Below are 23,070 nucleotides of genomic sequence, written 5' to 3'. Positions count from 1 at the left end.
ATGAAAGTCGGGATTATTTCATTTCAAAAGAAAAACAGGAAAGGAAATAATTCCGATTTTTGTGTATACGAAGACAGATAATTATTTCGCTTCCTTAAAAGCCATCTCCTCAGCTTCACTGATAATCTTTTCGTCGAGTTCAGAAATACCGATTTCTTCGGATACAGTACTGATTACAGTCTCCACCACTTCTTCTTGAGGAACCATAACTTCCTCTTGGGGAGCTTCACGCACCGATTTAGCCGCCAAGACACTTTCCATAAAAGCACTGTTTTTTATCTTGCCCATGGCCTCATGAGCCGCCCTTTGTTGTGATTCCTTCTTTGAATAGCCGCTTCCTCTTCCGGCCGGAATACCCTCAATCAGCACTTCACTTTCAAATGTCGGGCTGAAACATTGGTCATGCGACTGGGTAATCAGTTCGAATACTATCTCAACACGGTTCTTTTGGCTCCACTCAATCAGTTTAGATTTGAAATTGACCTCTTTTCGTGAAATCTTTTCCAAATCAATATAAGGTCCGATAATACGGTGCTCCATAAAATACTTACAGGCACGGTAGCCCCTATCCAGATAAATGGCACCGACCAATGCTTCAAACGCATTGCCACACATATAACTGTTGTGAGAAGACTGACGTGCAGAATATTTAATCAGTTTATCCAGACCGATTTCAGTAGCCAACCGATTCAAAGTTTCACGTTGGACAATCTTAGAACGAGTATTGGTAAGAAAGCCTTCACGTTTTCCTTCAAACTTCTTATAAACAATATCTGCCACTACTGCGTCTAAAATAGCATCTCCTAAAAATTCCAGACGTTCATTATTAAGCAGACGTCCCTGTTCAGACTTCACAGACGAAGATTTGTGAAGTAAAGCCTGTTCATAAATGCTGATATTCTTAGGATAAAAGCCCAGCATCTTATAAAAACGAAAATAAGACTCCTTATCCTTACGAAAAAGAAGTCTTATCCTATCTGTTATATTGCCAAACACGATTATTCAGCGTATTTTTTCACGATTACACATGCATTGTGACCACCAAAACCGAAAGTATTGCTCAACGCAGCATTTACAGTACGTTTCTGAGCCTTATTGAACGTAAAGTTCAACTCATAATCGATGTTTTCATCGTTATCACCTTCTTCGTGGTTAATTGTCGGCGGAACAATGTCATTTTTTACAGCCAACACGCTTGCAATAGCTTCTACAGCTCCGGCAGCACCCAGCAGGTGACCTGTCATTGACTTGGTAGAGCTGATATTCAGCTTATAAGCATGTTCTCCAAATACATCCTTGATAGCTTTTGCTTCCGAAACGTCGCCTACAGGAGTAGAAGTTCCGTGAACATTGATATAATCAATATCTTCCGGTTTCATTTCTGCATCTTCCAAAGCATTCAGCATCACTAATTTTGCTCCCAATCCTTCAGGATGAGAAGCAGTGAGGTGATGAGCGTCAGCAGAAGCACCTACACCGGCCAGCTCTGCATAAATCTTAGCACCACGTGCTTTGGCATGTTCCAATTCTTCCAAAATCAAACATCCTGCACCTTCACCCATGATGAAACCATCACGACTTGCGCTAAATGGACGAGAAGCATGCAGAGGATCGTCATTGCGGGTAGAAAGAGCATGCATAGCATTGAAACCACCTACACCGGCCGGGAAAATGGCAGCTTCAGCACCACCGGCTACAATCACATTCGCTTTACCCAAACGGATATAGTTGAATGCGTCAGCGATAGCATTTGATGAAGATGCACATGCAGAAGTCGTTGTAAAGTTAGGTCCATGGAAACCATACATGATGGAAATCTGTCCGGATGCGATGTCAGCAATCATTTTCGGAATGAAGAACGGGCTGAATTTCGGTCCGATAGTATCTTTTGTCTGAGCATAGCCCAAGACTTCTTCCTCAAAAGTATGAATACCACCGATACCTACACCATATATTACTCCGATTTTGTTCAGATCTTCTTTTTCGAGGTCCATTTCCGAGTCTGCAATCGCCTCTTTAGCGGCAACAATGGCATATTGTGTATACAAGTCCATCTTGCGCACTTCTTTGCGGTCGATAAAATCGGCTCCGTTGAACCCTTTTACCTCACAAGCAAACTGTGTTTTGAATTTAGACGCATCGAAATGAGTAATAGGCCCTGCTCCGCTTACACCATTCACAAGATTCTCCCATGTTTCGGCAACAGTGTTACCAACCGGAGTAAGCGCACCAAGACCTGTTACTACAACTCTTTTTAATTCCATATTATAAAATAAGGATAATTACTTAGCGTTAGCTTCAATATAAGAAACAGCGTCACCAACAGTAGCAATCTTTTCAGCCTGATCATCAGGAATAGAGATACCGAATTCTTTTTCGAATTCCATGATCAATTCTACAGTATCCAATGAGTCTGCACCCAGATCATTAGTGAAGCTAGCTTCTGTAGTAACTTCTGATGCTTCTACACCCAATTTATCAACGATGATGTTTTTTACTCTTTCTGCAATTTCAGACATAACTTTCAAATTTTAGTTAATTAATCGAATAATTTTATTTTCTTTGCGGTTGCAAAGGAATAAATATTTCTTGGGCTGCGCAAATATTCAGGCAAATAAATGCGAATTTTTGCACATTTTTTTGTTTTATGTGCACCAAAACCAGTAAAGTCATGAAGAGAATCGCAATTTTAGCATCGGGAGAAGGAACGAATGCCGAGCATATTATCCGGTATTTTTCAGAAAGAGAAACGGCAAAAGTGGTGGTTGTCATTACCAACAAGCCACAAGCCGGTGTATTGAATCGAGCTGATAGACTGAGAATTCCTACCGAATTTATTCCGGCTCAGGGTTTTACAGAAGGTAGAGCCTTGGAAGTGCTGCACCGTTATCAAACAGATTTTATCGTCTTGGCAGGTTTCCTGCTAAAGGTACCCGATGATATTTTGCATGATTATCCGAATAAAATAGTAAATATTCATCCGGCTCTTCTTCCTAAATTCGGTGGAAAAGGAATGTATGGCAATCGTGTGCACGAAGCGGTCATCGCTGCAGCAGAAAAAGAGAGTGGAATCACCATTCATTTTATCAATGAGCATTACGACGAGGGAGATACAATCTTCCAAGCTACATGCCCGGTCATGCCCGATGACACTCCGGAAACTTTGGCTGCACGAGTACATGCATTGGAGTATGAGCACTTTCCACAAGTGATTGAAAGAATACTCATGTAATCCGTGCCTATGCCAATCAATGGGGATGTGTCAAAACATTGCTAATGTTATCATTTTGCTAGTAGGGGCGAGGTTCGCTCGCCCGAAAGCAGCTTGCTTTGTGTATTATTCCCAAGGTCGTACCCGTTGGTTCGGGCAGGCAAACCCTGCCCCTACAGTTGACGATAGGGCGTTTTAGTTTTGACACACTCCCATGACAGGTTATTTTTTATCTTTCAACTTCTTTCCAAAGCAGTGAATGGAAGTGTTCTGAATAGGACGAATAATCAAATCAGGTGAAGTACCTTCAGGATAAACCAACATTTCCTCGCCTTTCTGTAAATCAACTTGATAAGTATGCTCACCCAACTGCTTTACTTCCAGATGGCGCTTGCCTTTAAAGAAAGGCCGTGCGATATCCGTTACAAGGATACAAGGTTCTCCGGCCAGACTCTTAACCTGTATAAATTCTGTTTTTCCGGCTTTCCGATTGGCAGACACCTTGAAAGCCCCTTCTGTCCGCAACCCCTCAAAAGCCACATCTTGCCATGCATCCGGAACAGCAGGGAAAACTCTGATTTTATCTCCCCAACTCTGCAACAACATATCGTGGATGGACTGCGCCCCTGACAGCGGTGTCTCAATCACCGGCCCCGATTCTCTATACAATGTATTCACACTCAAGAAGCGGCCAAACAACTTGTTCAAATAAGCCAATGCATCATTTCCTTTTCCCAATGCAGACGAGATAGAAGAGGCTCCGGTCAATGAATAACCCTGGTGGGCTCCGGTCTTCGACTGCCAGAAATGAAGAGACCTCTCAATAAGATCCACATCCTCAGGATGTTCTTTGTTTAACGTATACAATGGATAGGCTGCCAGCAGATGCGAATAATGCCGGTGCGAAAACGCATAAGGCGTATTTCGTCCGATAAACAATCCATTTTCATCCTGCGGATAGGGAGTTAACTCTTCCAACACGGTTTTCCATTTAGGAAGCAGAGGGTCGTCAATATTCAGTCTCTCTGCCGATTGTATCAAAGTCAGACAGCCCCAACGGAGTAAAGAAAGGTCAAAATTACAATCCTCAGCACTTCCATATTCAGGAGAATAAGTAGCAGGAAGATGCAGTTTTCCATCCTCTTCCTTCTGCAAGAAATGCAGGTAATAATTTACCGCCCCTTTCAGCAAAGGAAACAACTTATCGCGCAAAAGCGCATCATCCATCTTATGACGATAAATCAACCAAAGATTATGACAAGCCCAAGTGAGCAGACCCACTTCAGCCGTTTTACTCACTCCGGGAATGCCGACCGGCTCTGTAGCGCAATAGAAGTTACTGGTACGCCCCAGTCCCAAAGCGTCATGCCGATACGCCTCCGGAATGTTTTTCCGCAACTGTTCCACATTATTATAAAGAGCATTCTCCAAAGAAGCAGCCAAATCCAATCTGTCGGAAGCATTCAACGGCCAGTAAGTCAACTGCACGTTCAGATTCCACCAGGCATTCGGCCACGGAGTTTTGGTGAGCCACGGCCCGGTACAATCTATCAATGCCCTGTCAGCACGCGTTGCCGAAGCCAATTTATACATTTGTATCCAATAGAAATTCTCTTTCACACCTTCGGGCAATGTCAGGAAACTGGCAGGGTAATAGGCATTCCACCATTGACGGTGAGTCTTCTGCAATTTTTTATACCCACACTGCAACGCATCCTCCAGTTCGCTCCGGCTGATTTCACGGGCATTGGATTCCGGATAAGAATGGGCCAGATTCACCCACAGCACACGCTCTCCTTTTTTCACCGTTTCCTTCCAGGTAACTGCAGTTTCACCTCCTGCCTGAAGTTTTTGGTAAGACATACCTTCCTTTTCCGTCCCGGTTACTTCGGGAGCCGGATTAAGCGGATAATCTTCGGGCACTTTAATCCAATTGCCCTCTCCTTTGGCAAACAGATATCTCGGACTCTCCGAAGGAGCCGGTACCCATTCCCAACGGAAATCCTTTTCCCCGCCTTCGGTAGTGGCCTTAGTGATAATAATCATCTTCTCACTATGCACAAAACTATGTAAATGGATTTTTCCTTTTGTGGTCACAATATCAGCAGTGGTCTCGGCATTCCATAAATCCACCCGCATCTTGCCATTCAGGATTTCACCTTGCGGATGCAAAGCAAAATGTCCGGTCAGTAAGCGTCCGATACTGAAGAGATCGTTCTTGCCCTTACGATGATCATGTACTGCACAGTTTCCTGTTTCCAACCGAATATAATTTTGTCCCGGTTCTTTATAAATCATCAGCCCCAACATACCGTTGCCCATATAAGCTGATTCATACCAATACTCAGGGAGTGTTTCCCACACCATGTCCTGTTTACTCATAAACTGTGGCCAATCCACATCCAGCTTGACCGACGAAGCGGCAGCACCTGTCATCGTATACAAAGACACTACACAAACGGCAAGTATATGCCGCAAATAACACTTAATGATAGAATACATTGCTCTAATAGTTTATAAATGACGTATTTTATTTTTCTCAATAGACTTCTCTTTGCCAAAGTTACAGACTTTTTTTATAAAGTCCAAACAAAGGGAAGAGTAAGCCGTTTCTTAGGGTTAGCCAAGCCTTTTTAGACGGAAGATTATTACAGTCTCCGACAGCGGACCGTACAGTCCGTTACGGTGGACTGTACGGTCTACTACAACGGACTATACAGTCCATTGCCGAAGACTGTAGTAATTCGACTGACAGACAGGCATAATCGAAAGGACGAAAAGGCTTAGCCCGGCTAATGAAACGACTTAGGGTGTTCAAAACGCATGCAGAGGTTGAAAACCGGAGGAGAAAACATCCGGGGACAGGTGTTTGATATGCTAAATCACCCAATAATAACTGACCCTGGAAAAAGGGATAAAAAAAGGGGATGTATCAAAACTTCCCTTTTATCGAAATCACCCTCGCTACAACTACCTGTGGCGAGGGTGATTTTTAGTTTATGAGAGTTTCGACACACCCTCAAGGTAATAAGAGAATACTATTCCGTAATCTTGGCATACACCTCTTTGGCGACAGCTATCACATCGCCTTCGGCCTGCGAAGAATAAGGATTAGTTTGTTTGGTCCATGGTTCCTCGATGGCATAGAAATCTATTGCTTTCACCGGTGCACCATCCAGCTGTGCCTTTTGGCAGTCAATCCATACCTTCCAACGGTTATAATAGAAATCACGCAACAAGCCGTTCCATTCTTTGTGCGCATAGTCACGCAATCCGCCTTTGTCGGCTGCCACACGATTTCCCCACGTAGTGACCTGCACGCGTGCGTTCCACTCATACAAATCTTTTTCCTCAGGAGTCGTGCCCAAGTTACGCGCTTTCTCAATCCATGTGCCTACCTTAAACTCAGGGCGGGAAGCCAATAATTTATCCTGCAACAGAATCAGCTCGAGGAAACGTTGTGAAGCAGCCGCAAACAGTTCCTTTTCTCCTGCCTTATATGCATCTATCATAATAGGATATACCAAACGCCCTTTTTCCGCCACTGCCTGACGGACAATATCTATCAAATCATATTCAAAATTATTATTTCCCTTAAAGGCATCGGCTGCCGAAAGCATCATGCCTGCCGCACGGATTATATCTTCCGGTTTATAATAAGGCTCCATCTCGCTCCAACTGGATACCTGATAAACATCATAATCCGGCCGGCCGCAGAAGACAGATTCATGTGTTCCTTGCTGGGTGTTCTTTGCCGGACAGTTATAAATGGTATTACTCAACAGCAGCCATGCATCCTGAACAGCTTTGTCGGCCTTGCCATAACGCGCCACAGTATAGTTTTTCAGCCATTCGTCTTTGTCAAACAGAACAGGACGCCAAGGCAGTTCACACAACAGTTCGAACATCACCGGATTATTTTCCGAACCTTCCATAGTCATACCCACTCCTTTCATTGTCTTTCCGAAAGAAGACGTTTTTGCCTTATAGAACTCATCGATGACATGCTTCATCTTTCCATGCAGCCCTACATTGCCTCCATAGTTCAGCAACATACAGTAGAGCCAGTCATGCTTGCCGAAACCTTCTTTACGATACCAAGTCGATTCAGGGTCACCCCATTGAGGACGGCTCTCGGCAAAAAGGTCGAGCACTATCAAATCTCCGGCAGGAAGATTCTCAATCATCTTTTGGCGAGGATTTGCCTGCCATGCCTGAGCCACCCAGACCGCTTTCGGATTCGCCTTTTTCATTGCCCCCCAGATAGCCTGGCCTGCAGCATTCAAATCGACACCTGCCACACTGCCTCCTTCATGGAAGGGGTCCATACTGTAAAAATCGGCTTTGCCATACAGACGACTCATCTCCTTATAATAAAGGTCGGCTATTTCATTGAAACGAGGATCTGTAGGCTGCAAGAAAGCAGGACGTCGATAACCGCACCATAAACCCGGATCGGAAACATTCAGCCCCAAACGCTCTTTGGCATTGTGAGGAACCATGCCCGAGTAGCCCGGCAATACCGGCTGGATGCCATATTCACGCATACGCTTCAAGATTTGTTTCTGTAAAGTTTCACGCTGTTTATACCAGCTGTCCGGGTTAGGACCGCCCCAACCCTCCAGGTTATTCATCAACCACCATCCCTGAAAAGCAGGACCGGCAATAAATTCATTGATTTCGTCTTTGGTATAGCCCAGTTTGGTTAATACATTATACCACACCACATCTGCACCTACCACTGCCAAAGGAAGGTTGATGCCATGCAATGCCATCCAGTCTATTTCCTTTTCCCAACGATTCCAATCCCAAAAGGCCATGGTATAGGAATAGGTACAATAATTGAAGTCATAACGATACTTCAAATCTGTTTCATGACGTTCTTTCTGAGGCACGGCAGGAAGTACGGCAGGAAGTTGTGCCGTCATACCGTTCCACGAAAGTTGGACACCCGCATAGTACTTCAAGTACCAGTTCAGTCCTGTGGCAATGCTCACATAATTATTGCCACGAATCACTACTTTATCACCTTTTTGGTCTAATTCAAAGAAATCAGTGGGCGACTTCACCTGTTCAATGACAAACTTGCGTGAGGCCCCCTTATCAATACGTTCCAGCAAACCTTGTATGGGAGAAGCCGCTTTAACAACCACTGCCAGACAGAGCATGCAAATAAGACAAATCGTTCTCATGTTCATTTTATGATTTAAAAGTTAATATTCTGTTTATAAAGGCAACTTGCAAACGTGTATACCGGGAGAAGAGAAAGAGATTTCTTTTTCCACACCATTGTTTGCAAACATAAATTTAACGGTATCGGGGCCGGTGGTCTGAACCCGTACCGTCCATCCGTCAGCTTCCTTCACAATAGAAAGCACATCGGTGGTATTGCTTGACGGAGCTACCGCCAGCTGAGCCGCACAATGAATCGTACCGAGTTGATAACGGGCTATGGACAGGCGGAACTTGCCATTTCCATAGACAAAAGTATAAGGATGCATTTCCTTATCACTCTGCCAATCTGTATTCAATACATAAAGTGTACGGCGCCCGCCATCCTGCCATGCTGCAAACCCTACTGACGGAGCAGCATCTATCCAGCCATTCTCTGCCTCGGGCTTAACAGTCGACGCAGCAACATCCTGCATGACTTTTATATAGTCCGCCTTCAACGGTTCTTCTGCCGGATACAAAGGTGTCGGGAAATAAATCACCTTTCCTTTGCCATAGCCCAATACCGTTTGTTGTGTCAGGTTTCGGTAGTCTTCTCCCAACATCTCGCGAACAGGGGCATCATCTTGCGGGAAGACAGGTTGTTCATCCGGCTGCAAGCCGGCATTGATATGGGCAGCAGACAGAATCAGTGTTCCTCCATTGAAGACATAATCGCGTATACGTTCAAAATCTCCCTTATCATAGGTATTCCATCCCAAGAAAATCATCGCTTTATATCGGTTCATCACATCCTGCGGAGCCTCAACCGGCAACAAGTCAACCGGTCCGTAAGGCGTAGAAGTAAACCATCCTTCGGGACCGCATCCGTCAATGATATGATTGGGATAAAACACTTTCAGCAAATCAAAGCTTTCGCAAGCCTTGTTGAACTTCCACTTTTCGCCGTCTTGTGACCACAAGCTGCCGCGTCCAAAAGATTTCCATGCATCATTCCGCCCCTGAATCACAGCTATATTGCTATGAAACTCTCCACGACGGTTGTGAGTCTCAATAAAATCAAGCATGCGGTGCTGTGCCGCAATGTGTTCTTTACCCGATGGAGAATAGCGGTCGTTCATAAATTCGTCTGTCCACAGAGCCTCTTCCGTGTTCATGTGTGACGAACCGTGCATATAGGCCGCAGCCAATGAAAGATAGAGACGCAACGAATGTTTAGGGTCAGTGAAAGGGCCGCTTCCCCATTGCATTGCATGCAACGAACCATATACCGGACGGCTGTATGCCAAAGATGCACCACGCAGAGCAGAAAGTATCGTCTCTTCAGGGCCATACATCTGTTCGGCTCCCGCCCATTCATAACCTGCCTGATAAAAATAACGGAATAAGGAAGAAGGGCCTGTATGACGCACACTTTCTCCTTTAGAGTAACGCAAGTTGGATACCAGTTTCCGGGCTCCGTCTGCCATATCGGTCACACCCTCCGTATCATAATGGATAAATGTGCCATGGTCTGTGTAAATAGGGCGATGCTTCGCAAAGATACCACCCCAGGGACGATTGCGGGCAGCCATGTCCGAATGCAGTCCCTGATATTTGAAATGTTGCCAATAATAGTAACCACCATCATTCTCATGGGCTTGTTTTCCACGGAACATAGGTGAGGCAAGTTCTTCATTTGTCGGATTCAAGCGATTACCTGCCAAGGTTCTGCCTTCCACCTGCCATGCATAAGGTATCTTCAGACGATTCAGTAAACGGGTATAATATCCTATTGTTTCCGGATTGGTTATGCGGCATCCACTCCATTGGTAAGAAGGACGGAACTGATACCAGTTACCTATGCGTTGTGATATATACCATTTAAAGAAATAACTGTATGGAGTATATTGCTTGTCGATATAGATTTCATCTCCCGAAGAAATATATATATTCTCGGGAGCCCGTTCCACAATCTGTTCTATCACAGCAGCCTCGCTACGGCTACCGTCACTAAACTCTATTTTCACACCGGCCAGACAAGAATCCGCCCTGAACTCTACAACGTGCAGTCCGGGTTCTTTAAACTGAACATCTTGTGCCACAGGCTGCAAAGCAACATCACCCCTCACCTGCAATTTCACGTCCGGACGGTTCGTCTCAATCAAAACACCGAAAGAGGCAGACTTGGATACATACTTAGGAACTGAAATAATCTCAAAGTCACGGGCCGTCTCTTCAATCAACTCCAATGTCCGCACCTCATAAGGAAAAGCAGCCCGGTGAGGCTCTTTCAACAAAGAGAGTTTAAAATGACCTGTTCTCTGCAAATCTTCGGGCAACAGAATATAAAAATCAGCTACATTGGAAGCACGGTCAAAGATATTACCCTCGAATACCTCCTTGCCGTTGAACTCCAATCTCCAACGCGGCCAACTGCGAGTAGCCAAATTACAACCTACCCAATAGTTCACTTGATCCGCTTTTTGTGCAAACTTTGTAAAAGGAACATGCCACACTGTTTTGCCATTCTGCTCCAAACGAGGTGCTTCCAACCAACATTCGCCACTGAAGTCGCTTCCCCCCACACACAGTAAAGCACAAGCCACATGGTCGGGTAATGTAAAAGTACGGCTGACATCCTGATACTTTCCCGTACCGACAGGAACAGGCACAAACAACACACTGTCGGGAGCATCAAAAATATCCTGCGCCGCCCGTCCCGGTTTCTTATAATAAAGTTCCAGTTCCAATCCAAACCGTCCCTTAGCGTCCACAGTCAACTGCTGACGGCGGACCACCGGGATATGCACAGTCAGTTTTCCCGGTTTGAGCGCCTCTCCCATGACACGGAAGTAGGCATAACGCTCAAAAGCATCATTCTCTCCCTTGAAATAAAGAGAATACCGATCTTTACGAGTAACGACAGAGTCCAGATTATCATCAATAAAGAACTCACTTCGGCGGAACATCTCTTCACCACGTTCCTGAAAGGGAGCAGGCATCTTGATACCACCGGTTACACGCAGAAACTTGCGAGTGGGATACGTACGTTGGGGAAATGAAACAGCTTGTTCCAGACTATGTCCGGGTTGCAAGAGATAAGGATTTTCCGGCGTTTCCGAGGAATAGATAACCCGGCGTTCCTCCTTGTAAGGTGTTTCCCCAAAAAGCGGAAACACCTGTACAAAAGACAGAAGCAATAATAGCAAAGAGTGTTTTTTCATATCATAGAATCAATTATAGATAAATGTCCTTTCCAAAAGCCCAACCCAAATATGACTGTTTCAGGTCTTGAGTTTTACCGTTGAATGATACGGTATAGGCTTTTCTCAAATTACAGTGGAGATTGACTATCTGCTTTTCATTTGCTTTTACAGTCAGCCTGTTTCCCTGACGGGTTACCCGACAATTATAGCCTATCACCTCGCCATTGGGCTGTTCTACAACAAACGCATTGGTCAACATTGCCTCACCGATACATTTAAAGAGCTCGTGCACATCATTATCCTGTGTATTGACTGTCTGCCAGTCACTAATCATATTTACATATTGTTCACCAATCACAAACTCACGGGTGTCATATAATTCGGGATGCGGATTGCCAAAACTCAATGAATCTTCCGTCACATGAGTATCGGCACTGCAAGCCTGCTTCACTTTCAGATACGGATCGACCACAAAAGCCCAACGTAAATCGCCGGAACGGAAATCAATCAAATTAGAGAAAGCACCCATGGCATTAAATGTCTCTTTCAACCAACGCTCTTCACCGGTCAGCAAATAAGCATAGTAGGTGGCATAAGCACGCCAGCCACTCCAACCGTGAGGCGAGTTGAACATATTAGGCAGCATCTGCACGTCATATTGAGCCTCCCAATAGCGCATGGTTCCCCCACGACGTCGAGCATCGGGAACACGCAACTGAGTCAGGCAATCATGGCTGTTCAATATCTGCAACATGGCATCCGTATAATGTTTGCGTTCCTTTTCATCCTGCTGCATCAATGCAAGCATACCGATTTGAAGCGCCGAACAGGAAATCATCCCATCCTCAAAAGTCAACTCACCTTCAGTCTCAAAATCACCTTGTGAGGCCACCAACTGGTCGATGGCACGTTTGGCAGAAGCATAGTGACGGTCGGCAGCCTCTTTCCACATACTCTCCGTCTTGCCCAGTTCACGTTCGACCAAAGTAAGTTCCAACATACTTTTCGCTACATAAATAACGCTGGTATACACCGTATTATGGTTTACATAAGCTCCGTCTTTACGCTGCCAGGTATTCATCAGCCAGTCCGCCAAACGAGACGCCTTCTTCAAATCCTCTACATCGCCATAGGCTTCATATTTATCAACCAACAATCCTATTGTTCCCGATGTATTCTGAATACGTGAAGCATGATATAACGGCACCATCTTTGTCTGGTCGTGCAGCAGCCCGAACAAATAATCAAAACGACTGCGCAAAGCCTCATCCAATTGCTTTTCCGGGAAATACCTGGCTGCAATAAAAGAAGAATGGAAACCATACCAGCTCTCGATATGGGAAGTTGCCTTCTGATGATATTTCAATGCGCCTTTCCGGGCATGTTCCATTGTCCATTCCCAAGAAGCATGAGCCGACAGCACTCCCTGCGACTGCTTGTCGCCGTCCGTAACCTTCACTGTATAAAGTCCCACAGAAGGAAGTGTACAAGATATTTCCTTCACATTGCCCGACTTGCTTTTCACAGTAACTTTCTGGAGTTCTCCTTTACTGTCTGTCACCTCAACAGTCGGAGCAGAAGCCAGTACCTCAAATATTGCAGTTTCTTTAGGCTGATAAACCGTTTGAGGCATACGAATCATAGGCACAGCGGCCACCTTATGAATCGTTTCTTCAAATTCGCCCGGGGTATTGATATCAACAAAAGCAATCGTCCACGTTTTACGCTCTCCTTGTTTCAAAACCCACAAATCCTGCGGACAGTGCTGAGGCAAAGGCAGTGCATTCATCAAATCGAGATTCAGAGATTCGATACGGTGCCCCATAAACCAATGAGGAGCCGGATCCTGATATCCCAAATTATAATCCACACTCCACGATGCAACAGGCTGTGGTGAAACAACCCCCAGCGTATGTCCCGACGGAGTCTGAAGATAACCGTAGAAATGAGTTTTCTCATTCATCATCAGCGTAGGAAAATACTTACCGAACCAATCCGGATACTTATCCATATAAGTATCAATACCCAATTTCAATCCTGCCTTTACGGGTTGGAAAGGAACATTCCCCTTATTTTCCAATGTAACCTCCATGGCAGGCTGCCCTTTCCATTCTTTATAAGTAAGGCGGCACTCCACACCGTCGATGGTTGCGCGATAAGAACGGTAACCATCCGGTATCCAATCCGCTTTTATATTCCCATTGCCCATGTTGGCATAAAAACTGGGGCCCGCATTACTCTTATCATGGAAAAAAGGCACTGTATCATTACGCTGACTACCTTTAAAAACAATCTGCTCCAATGTCCCTTTATCCGAGATGCGACATTCCCAACCGCTGCGTTTCCATATTGTAGTTTGTGCAAAAGCGCTCATTCCCCATAGCAAGGTTCCTATAATCAAACAACTTTTCTTCATAATATAAATCCTATTATTCTATCTTTTTCAGAGTAAAGCAGTCAATATCGGGTGCCCAACAATAAGGGCTTCCCATACGGACCACATTATTTCCCGGTTTCAAACGTACCTGTACCGTTACACACGCAAGTTGCTGTCCATCGGTTCCGGCAAGGTCTCTCAGCAGGATACTCTTTTCAGTATTTACTTTAATTTCCAGCTTGCGGTCTGCATGAGGCACATACTGAATATTCATTTCATACATTCCACCCTTTTCGCTATATACTTTATTCCACTCGGCATAGTTCTCGGCACGACCTCCCAGATAGCTAACCTTCATACCGCCGGATGCTTCTTTCATCGGTGCATACAAAATGGTTTTCGGACGAAGCCCCAAGTCATTAAAACAAGGCAGATAAGCCCATTCAGCCTCATAACGTACAGGTTCAAGACGTTGCTCCGCTTCCATACGCAAAATCAGGACACTATGTGCAGGCAATTGCCGATTCAATGTTCCCTGAACTGCGGGAAGATCTTTTTGCTTCACCAAATCACGCATCTTCACTTTACCTCCCATTTCCAAAACGCTCATAGGAACGGAAAAATCACAAATGCTGTCAGAAGGGTTATACAAAGCCACCGCACGCACTTTACCGCGTTCTTTTTCTATGTCTTTTACCAATACATAACCCCTATTCTCATGCTGCACCACATAAGCCTGTAGTCCCAACGGGTCCTGATTCAAGGCAATCAGTTCCTTATTTTTCAAAAGCTTCAGCGAAGCCTCTGGAATTGTTGTCAGATCACAACCTATCAGCAACGGAGAACTCATGATGCACCACATACCGAAATGCACCTCTTCTTCTTCCGGCTTCAGCCCGCGACCAATCTCCAACATATCCATATCATTATAATGACCGTCTCCTGCATACGCAGAAAGATACAAGTTCTTATCAATGATATGTTTCACAGAACTCCATCTTGGACTGATATCACCACTGATACGCCATGAACAACCGATATTCTTTGCCCATGTACCCGGGAAAGCCCATCGGCACACATTGATGGAAACATGGTTGCCTGCCACTTTGTCAAAAGCACGGCGAATCTCCGTATATCGTTTTTCCTCATCCAGACTCAATTCCTGAGAAGCACCGCAATAATCTATCTTAATGAAATCAAAGCCCCATTCATTGAAATATAAATCGGCATCCTGATGCTCATGACCATACAGACCCGAACCTACTCCATTGACATCCTTATCCCAAATGGAACCGCAAGTATTACTTCCGGCGTCCGAATAGATACCGGCTTTCAACCCCAAAGAATGAATATGATCTGCCACCCCTTTCAGTCCGTTCGGAAAACGTTCCGGATGAGTCTGCATAATGCCGTGCTCATCGCGCCAGCCGAAAAATCCGTCATCTACATTGACATAGTTATATCCAACTTCTTTCAAGCCTTTCTGCACCATAGCATCAGCCTGCTTCTTTATCAAAGCCTCATTGATATTCACCCGATAAGTATTCCATGAACTCCATCCCATCACAGGAGGATCGAATACATTTCCATTCCCGGCAAATGTCACCGAAGACATGCCCAAAGCTAGCGCACATAACAATAATTTATTCATAATAACCAACCATTAATGAATGCTTTATTAATTCCGTCAGATTTTTATATAAATCTTCTTTCTATATAAATACGCTCCGACCAACCATACAACTCCCACAAAAAGAAAAGCATAGACAAATGAAGTAAAGGCATTATCGCCCAACCAACCGGATAAACCGGCATATATAATGTCGTGCATATTCTGTTCTTGCAGCGGTAAACTGTCAGCTAATATATATAATATCTCACTAAGTACATAGCAAAACAACGGATTTACGCCAAATATGGCAAAAACCCAAGTCTTCTGATATTTCTTCGTCACATCGATATACCACAGCAAAATGGACAAAAGAAGAACAGAAAAGCCGCAAGTAACCAACACAAATGTAGGCGACCACACCTTTTTGTTCAGAGGGCATACATCCTGCAGCAGAAAGCCTGCTATCAGCCCCATAGCTCCATAAAGGAATAAACGGTTCAGTTTGTCCTTCATATCGGGAGTCTCCATGCAGATTTTTCCAAACCAGAAACCTATCAGAACTTGGGCAATGGAAGGAATCGTACTCAACACCCCCTCCGGGTCTATTCCCCGGTCATTATACATGTGCGACACCCCCAATACAAACTTATCCGCATGAGAAAGAATATTCTCCGGACCGTATACAAAACCGTTACCGGCCAACAGAATTCCATAATATACAATCAAAATGGCAGCCACCAGATAAGGGATATAACGATGACGAATCGTAGTGACCAGCAATGAGCCTATTCCATAGCACAAAGCAAGACGCTGCAACACACCCAATATGCGTACATGAGCCAGCGATGCAAAAGCCGCCTTCCAAGGGCTGCCTACAAAATCGGGTTGCAGAGACGCTTCGCGCAATGTACCCAGAAAAGTAGCAGTGCCGTAAATAAACGTACCGATAATAAAAATAAGAAAAGTGCGACGGATAATTTTCAGGAATAATGCTTTATGCAAAGTAAAAGAGAATTTCTTCAGAGAGATATACATGGACATTCCCATCATAAACATGAACAAAGGATAAATGACATCCGCCATTGTCAAACCATTCCAGGGAGAATGTAATAAAGGGGGATAGACATAACTCCATGTTCCGGGACTGTTCACCAATATCATGCCTCCTATCGTCAATCCACGAAGCACATCCAAAGCTAACAAACGTTGTTTCATAATAATGCAAATATTAGATTAGAGAGTCAAAGGTATAAATATTAGTGCAATATTAAAAAAAAGGCTGCCGGAATAATTTTCCCAGCAGCCTTCTTATCTTAATTACTAGTATCCGGGATTTTGCTTAATCTGACCCTGACCTTCATTGATGGCAGAATCTGGCAATGGAAATACGTGCATAATAGTCCCTTTTTGTGATATGACATCCGGCCACCCGTTTGCCTTACACTTGTTGGACATGAATTCTACGTACTTATTGTTACGGATTAAGTCTTGACGGCGTTGTCCACTTTCATACCACAATTCGTGAGCGCGTTCCCACAACAGTTTGTCAATGAAGTCTTCAGCACCGGTGAAATCAGCAGCGGTATAGGCGGGCAATCCGGCACGAGTACGTACTTGGTTCAGCAAGTCGATTGCCTCTGCACTTACAGAATTGTCTTTGTGTACCAAGGCTTCCGACATCAAAGTCAATACGTCAGCATAACGGTAAACAATCCAGTCGGTAACACAGTGGTCACCTACATTGTCTTCAATTTTGTATTTCAAAGGAATAACGCCATCTGCCAATGAGTTGGCGCTGCTTCCCTTGTTTTCCTGATTATAAGTATTGGTTCCATCACTGTATTCCGATATGATGACAGAGGTACGTTGGTCACCTTCTTCAAAAGTATTGAAAAAGTCCCATAGCATTTTGTAACCTCCCCAACCTCCTGCAAATGAACCTTGCGGAGAATCTACCAAGTTACCTACAATGGCGTGTGGATACCACAAGTGATATTGATAACCTTCCTCACAATTGACAGCCCAAATGGTTTCCGCATTCTTTTCATTGGCAAAAGTAAAAATATTGGCATATGCGCAGCTTTCGTTACCTTTGTCTGTTACCAAAGCGTAACCGTATTCCGGTTTCATCAGTTCGCGACCTTCGGCCACCGCCTTGTCCCATTGGTGAGTTTGCATATAGAGCTTCATCAAGATGGTGTGACACAGCCCGGCAGTAAAGCGTCCGTAGTCTGAATCTCCTTTCTTATAGTTCTTCGGTAAAACTTTGGCAGCTTCCTGCAACTCAGTTTCGATGAACTTGATGGTTTCTTCTTCACTCAAACGAGGCAAAATCTTTTCTGCCATAGGGTCTTTCAGGGTTTCCAAATCGGCAACAATGATAGGACCGTACATATCGTAGCCCACGAAGCCCAAAAAGCCGCGTCCACAACGAAGTTCGGCAATGTATTGCGCCTTTTTCGTTTCGTCCATATCAATATTTTGGATACGGTCGATGTTGAGGGTCATTTTGCTGATTCCATTCAAGCGTCCCCAAGTAGCAGTGGTATTTCGGGTTTCAATTTTAGTGAAATCAGCTTTTTCCAAACTATACCAGCAGATGTCTCCCCACGAGCAGAAACCATAGTCTGAAGCTATGTCGGCTGTCAGTCCCGCACCTGTGGCAATGTTGAATAAGCCAGAGTATCCGTCATTTTGAAAAGGTCCGTAAGCACTGTCGGTCACCAAGTCTCTGGCATCACGTTCTGTAGTGGGATACATGGATGAATTAATTTTGTCATACACCTCCGATTCTAACTGGCAACTTTGCAAAGCTCCTGATGCAAAAAGAGGTAACATGATAAGTGAACGATATATCTTTTTCATATTTCTATTTCTTTAAATTAAAAACGTACTTCTAATCCTAAACTAAAGCTTCTTACATTCGGATAACTGGATAATGATTGGTCTGTTTCCGGGTCAAGACCTTTCCAGTTGGTGATAACGAACGGGTTGTTAACGTCTGCATATACACGGATGTTTTGTACAATGTTATTCTTGTGCAAGGGCACGGTATATCCCAAGGTGATGTTACGACAACGTAAAAAAGATACTTTTTCGTGATAATAGTCTCCTGTCTTGTAGTTAGAGGTCAACATACTTGGTACGTTCGTGTTCTGATTGTCTGCTCTCCAGCTGTTCAATGTCAATGTAGATTGGTTGATGCTGTTAGCTTCCAATGCGGGAATCCATCTGTCATAGTAGCTTCCGCTTCTCCAGCGACCTATTTCGCCATACATATAGACATTGAAGTCGAAGTTTTTATATTTCAATGTATTGTTCAAACCAAATGTGAGGGCCGGGTCTTCCGAACCTAATAAAACAACGTCTTCTTCGCCTAATACATTAGGACTTCCTTCTTCATCTTTTAAATTTTGAATCTTAATCTGTCCGGGAAGCAAAGAAGGTTGCCAAGCGGGTGCTTTTTCGCCAGCCTGCAATAGTCCGTCTGACTTATAAACGAAGATGGAACGGATATAGTCGTCTTCTTTTTGATAGACGCTAGGTCTCCAGTTCGGGTCACGTTCTTTCCAACGGTCTTCGTATTTGTAAAGAGTCAAGTCGGTAGACCAACTGAAGTCTTTGGTAACAATGTTTTGTGTATTTAACGTAAATTCGATACCTTGTCCTTGAGTTTTACCAATATTGGAAGCGATAGAAGTCAATTCATTGTAAGACGGCAATGATTTGTTGGTTACCAACAAGTCGGAGATGATACGGTTGTAATATTCTACGGTCATGTTGATGCGGTTATTCAAGAAGCCTAAATCCAAACCTACGTTGAATTCGCTGGTTGTTTCCCAAGTCAGTTTCTTGTTTCCCAATTGGTTGGCTGCCATACCTATATAGCCGACATTTCCGAATGCCCATTTACGACCTACACCGAAATAGTCGATGGTACGGTTACCTACATTGGAGTTACCGGTTTGTCCGTAACCTACGCGCAATTTACCATTTGACAACCAAGTCAAATTTTTCATAAACTCTTCATCGCTAAAACGCCATGCCAACGAACCGGAAGCGAAAGTACCCCAACGGTGATCCGGGTCGAAATTGGATGCACCATCCATACGGATACTACCAGTTACTAAGTATTTGCCTTTGTAGGAGTAGTTCAAACGTGCAAAATAAGAGCCCAAAGAGCTAACACCTGCGCTAGAACCGCCATCTTTCACACCTGCACCTGCACCGATGTTGTTATAAAGGAAACCGTCAGTTGCAAAGTCATAGTTTGAAACATAGAAACCTTCGCTGGTGAATTTTTGGTATTCGTAACCAATCAAAGCGGTAATGCTATGATCTCCAATGGTTTTTATATAATTGGCAGTTAAGTCCAACAGATAGTCTACTGCATCGTTTTGTGACTGGCTGGCACTACCTCCCTGCTGTGCTCCGTACAAAGTGGTGTTGGGCACATATTGCTGACGTTTTGCCGAACGGCGGTCAAACCCGAATGTTGCTTTCAAAATCAAGTTTTTGATAGGTTCGGCTTGAAGATAACCGGAAGCCAATACGCGGTCTTTAGTAGTCTTGTCTTCAATGCCAAGTAAGGATACCGGATTAGGGAACTGTGTCTGGTCTGTAAATACTGAGAATTTACCATTTTCATCATACACAGGGATAGAAGGGTCAAAAGTAGCAGCCGAAGTCAGAATACCTGCATTTTCGTAGCTATTCTGTCCCAAAGGTACATTGCTGTACTGGTTACGGCTTAAGTTTACAGAAAGGCCTACTTTTACAACTTTAGAAAGGATATAATCCATATTAAATTTTCCTGTCAGACGTTCCAAGTCGTTGTTCTTCACGATACCGTCTTGCTGGAAGTAGTTCAAAGAAGTCAAGAAATGCATTTTTTCGGAACCTCCGGTCAACGACACATTATGTGACTGCTGGATACCAGTACGTGTTACTTCGTCCATCCAGTCGGTAGTGATGGCATTGGCTACTTCTGCGTCAGTATAGCGAGGAACGAAAGGAGCCGGATTAGGATTAGGAGTTACGTAGTCTGCGTAAATGCCTTGTCCGTTTTTGCTAAGCCATTGTTCTTTGGCTTTCATGTTGCGATAGGTACGATACTGCGGTCCGTCCAATATGTCATAGTGCTTGGCGATGGTTTGTACCGACATGTTACCTGAATAAGTTACGTCCAAACGACTGCTTTGTTTCCCGCGCTTGGTGGTGATGATAATTACACCGTGACCGGCACGTGAACCGTAAATAGCTGTAGCCGAAGCGTCTTTTAGAACTTCGATGCTTTCAATGTCGTTCGGGTTGATAGATTCCAATACATTGTCTTGACTACCTGCATCATAGCGGTTTCCACTGCCCGGATTGGTAGAAGAAGATATGGGGAATCCGTCAATGATAACTAATGGGTTGTTGCCGGCATTGATGGAGGTAGCACCACGAATTTGAAACGTAGCACCTGCTCCCGGCTGGGCACTGTTCTGTGTAACACGCAGACCTGCGGCCTTACCTGCCAATGCATGGCTGACAGTAGAGAAGGTACTGACGGGTTCATCGCTCATCTTTACAGATGAAATGGCACCGGTCAGGTCGCGTTTCTTCTGCACACCGTAGCCTACTACCACAACTTCATCCAGCACTTCGGTATCTTCGCTCATAGTAACAGCCAATTGTTTGCCTGCCTGAGGTTTCAAAACCTGTGTCTTATAACCGATATAAGAAACTTCCAATTCTGCTTTAGCCGAGCTTACGGTTAAAATAAATTTACCATCCAAATCAGTTACAGTACCGTTTGTTGTTCCTTTTTCCACTACACTGGCACCGATAATAGGTTCACCGGTTGCATCAAGTACTGTACCACTTACCACAGTAGAAGTCTGTTTAACAGCTTTAGTTCCTTCTGTAGAGAGGATAATTTTCTTATCCAAAACAGAATAAGTCACATTCGTTCCAGCAAATACCTTCTCCAGAACTTCAAACACATTTCCTTGATTAGCCGAAACAGACACACGACGATTCAAATCTACATGTTTATTATTGAAAAAGAAATCAAAACCGGTTTTTGCCTTGATCTGATTCAATACTGTTTCAACTGTTTGATTACTAGCATCAATGCTGATTTTTGTTTTTTGCGCATACGTTTCTGCTGCATGAGTCAAGCTCAATGAGCAGGCGAGAAATAGAACACATAGTCTCATAAACAATGGGATTTTGTTAAATGATAGCCATAACGACTTTATCATCCAGAATACTTGGATGCTAAAAGGATTTTGCATAATTTTGTAAAGACTGAGGTTAATAAAAATGTTATCTTAGCTTGTCGCCAAACAAGCTTTAAAAAGTTTTCATTTTTCCATGCGGTAGATACGCCAATATCTTCCGCATGTTTTTTGTTTTAAGGCGCTCTCTTTTGTTTCATAATATTTTTAAAAGGTTAATAAGGTTTTATTTAATACATCTCTATCCGCTGTTTTTTATCAGAAATATTATCACTGTCCAAATAACGCCAATTTATTTTGGACGAGATTTTAAAATATTCCAAGATACGTTCCAAACGCTGAGTAGAGAACGTTCCTGTAAACGAATATTCCTTAATACGATTATTCTTCACAATAAAGTCCACATTATAGCGTTTACCCAACATACGAAGGATATCCTCCATAGAGGTATTGTTAAATACTATCTTACCATCTTTCCAGGCAATCTCCGATTCGCAAGAGGTAGCAAACATTTTCGTCTCACCCGATGCCGGAGTGTACACCAGTTTATGATGAGGCTTCAGCTTTACCATCTTGGCTTCTCCTACTTTATCTTTAAAGAAAAAGCCAACACTTCCTTCCACCAATGTAGTCGAAATCCGACCGTCGGCGGCATACGCCTCCACATTAAAACTAGTTCCGTATACTTCTATTTGTGACTGATGAACAGTAGAAATCACAAAACGTTTCTCTTCATTTTTCGTCACATCAAAATAAGCCTCACCAATTAACTCCACTTCACGGCTTTCGCCTATAAAGCGGGAAGGATAACGCAATGAAGACTCAGAATTCAAATAAACCACAGTATTATCAGGCAATACGACCGAAGTAGTCATTCCCGGATTTGTCTTTATTTCAATCATTTGAGCCACTTCCTGCTGCTCATCCTTATCCTGATACATCCACAAAACAGCAATCAATAGTGGGATGGACACCATTGCAGCTATTCGTTGCGTCCATTCCCACCAAGAGATTCTTTTTTTGTTCATCCTACCTTTTACCTTCCTTAATGCCTTTTCTATATCTACACTTTTCATCACATGCAGCGTATCGGCGGCCCAATAAAGCGCATGAATCTGATTCACAATCTTACGGTGAGATTCATCCTGCGCTATCCATTCCTCCACCAACCGACTTTCCGCTTCCGTTGTCATTCCTTCACAGAAACGAGGCAACAGTTCCTCTATGCTATTATTATATGTATTATCCGTATCTGTCATCTTTGAGCTCATTTACTATTAAGACAA

General features: G+C 43.9%; 13 protein-coding genes. 1 reads left to right on the top strand and 12 read right to left on the bottom strand.

Annotated features, from left to right (window positions below; genetic code table 11):
- Positions 1 to 81: 81 nt before the first annotated feature.
- The 3 genes from rnc to QYT14_RS11415 are packed head-to-tail and all read right to left on the bottom strand — an operon-like array spanning position 82 to position 2,519.
- Positions 82 to 996 (bottom strand): ribonuclease III, encoded by a 915-nt coding sequence (rnc, locus tag QYT14_RS11425; RefSeq protein ID WP_288325937.1) that lies wholly within the window; start codon positions 994 to 996, stop codon positions 82 to 84.
- Positions 997 to 998: 2 nt separating this feature from the next.
- Complete coding sequence (gene fabF / locus QYT14_RS11420; RefSeq protein ID WP_237039543.1) at positions 999 to 2,264, bottom strand: beta-ketoacyl-ACP synthase II; 1,266 nt, start codon at positions 2,262 to 2,264, stop codon at positions 999 to 1,001.
- 18 nt (positions 2,265 to 2,282) lie between these two features.
- On the bottom strand, positions 2,283 to 2,519 hold the full coding sequence (locus tag QYT14_RS11415) for an acyl carrier protein (RefSeq protein ID WP_005944768.1): 237 nt from the start codon (positions 2,517 to 2,519) through the stop codon (positions 2,283 to 2,285).
- 152 nt (positions 2,520 to 2,671) lie between these two features.
- Between QYT14_RS11415 and purN the strand changes: the two genes are divergently transcribed.
- Positions 2,672 to 3,232, top strand: a complete 561-nt coding sequence (gene purN / locus QYT14_RS11410; RefSeq protein WP_288325939.1) for a phosphoribosylglycinamide formyltransferase — start codon at positions 2,672 to 2,674, stop codon at positions 3,230 to 3,232.
- Positions 3,233 to 3,433: 201 nt separating this feature from the next.
- Here the strand turns inward: purN and QYT14_RS11405 are convergent, their stop codons facing one another.
- The 9 genes from QYT14_RS11405 to QYT14_RS11365 form a co-directional block, all read right to left on the bottom strand.
- On the bottom strand, positions 3,434 to 5,713 hold the full coding sequence (locus tag QYT14_RS11405; protein ID WP_237039545.1) for a glycoside hydrolase family 95-like protein: 2,280 nt from the start codon (positions 5,711 to 5,713) through the stop codon (positions 3,434 to 3,436).
- Positions 5,714 to 6,249: 536 nt separating this feature from the next.
- Positions 6,250 to 8,409, bottom strand: coding sequence for an alpha-N-acetylglucosaminidase (locus QYT14_RS11400; RefSeq protein ID WP_288325941.1), 2,160 nt, complete (start codon positions 8,407 to 8,409; stop codon positions 6,250 to 6,252).
- Positions 8,410 to 8,436: 27 nt separating this feature from the next.
- The gene (locus QYT14_RS11395) at positions 8,437 to 11,589 is read right to left on the bottom strand and encodes a hypothetical protein (RefSeq protein ID WP_288325943.1); all 3,153 of its coding nucleotides are present in this window, start codon (positions 11,587 to 11,589) and stop codon (positions 8,437 to 8,439) included.
- A gap of 13 nt (positions 11,590 to 11,602) precedes the next feature.
- A complete protein-coding gene (locus QYT14_RS11390; protein WP_288325944.1) occupies positions 11,603 to 13,987 on the bottom strand; it encodes a hypothetical protein in 2,385 nt (794 codons plus the stop codon).
- 13 nt (positions 13,988 to 14,000) lie between these two features.
- A complete protein-coding gene (locus QYT14_RS11385; RefSeq protein ID WP_288325946.1) occupies positions 14,001 to 15,599 on the bottom strand; it encodes an alpha-galactosidase in 1,599 nt (532 codons plus the stop codon).
- A 36-nt stretch (positions 15,600 to 15,635) separates the two neighbouring features.
- Positions 15,636 to 16,775, bottom strand: a complete 1,140-nt coding sequence (locus QYT14_RS11380; protein WP_288325947.1) for a DUF5009 domain-containing protein — start codon at positions 16,773 to 16,775, stop codon at positions 15,636 to 15,638.
- A gap of 105 nt (positions 16,776 to 16,880) precedes the next feature.
- Positions 16,881 to 18,425: a RagB/SusD family nutrient uptake outer membrane protein gene (locus tag QYT14_RS11375; RefSeq protein ID WP_288325948.1), complete on the bottom strand. Its 1,545-nt coding sequence runs from the start codon at positions 18,423 to 18,425 to the stop codon at positions 16,881 to 16,883.
- Between the two features lie 17 nt (positions 18,426 to 18,442).
- Positions 18,443 to 21,763 (bottom strand): TonB-dependent receptor, encoded by a 3,321-nt coding sequence (locus tag QYT14_RS11370; RefSeq protein WP_288325950.1) that lies wholly within the window; start codon positions 21,761 to 21,763, stop codon positions 18,443 to 18,445.
- A gap of 251 nt (positions 21,764 to 22,014) precedes the next feature.
- The gene (locus QYT14_RS11365) at positions 22,015 to 23,043 is read right to left on the bottom strand and encodes a FecR domain-containing protein (RefSeq protein WP_288325951.1); all 1,029 of its coding nucleotides are present in this window, start codon (positions 23,041 to 23,043) and stop codon (positions 22,015 to 22,017) included.
- Between the last annotated feature and the right edge of the window lie 27 nt (positions 23,044 to 23,070).

It is taken from the genome of uncultured Phocaeicola sp. (genome assembly GCF_948499155.1).
GTDB classification, from domain to species: domain Bacteria; phylum Bacteroidota; class Bacteroidia; order Bacteroidales; family Bacteroidaceae; genus Phocaeicola; species Phocaeicola faecalis.
This window is presented reverse-complemented; position numbering and strand designations above follow the sequence as displayed.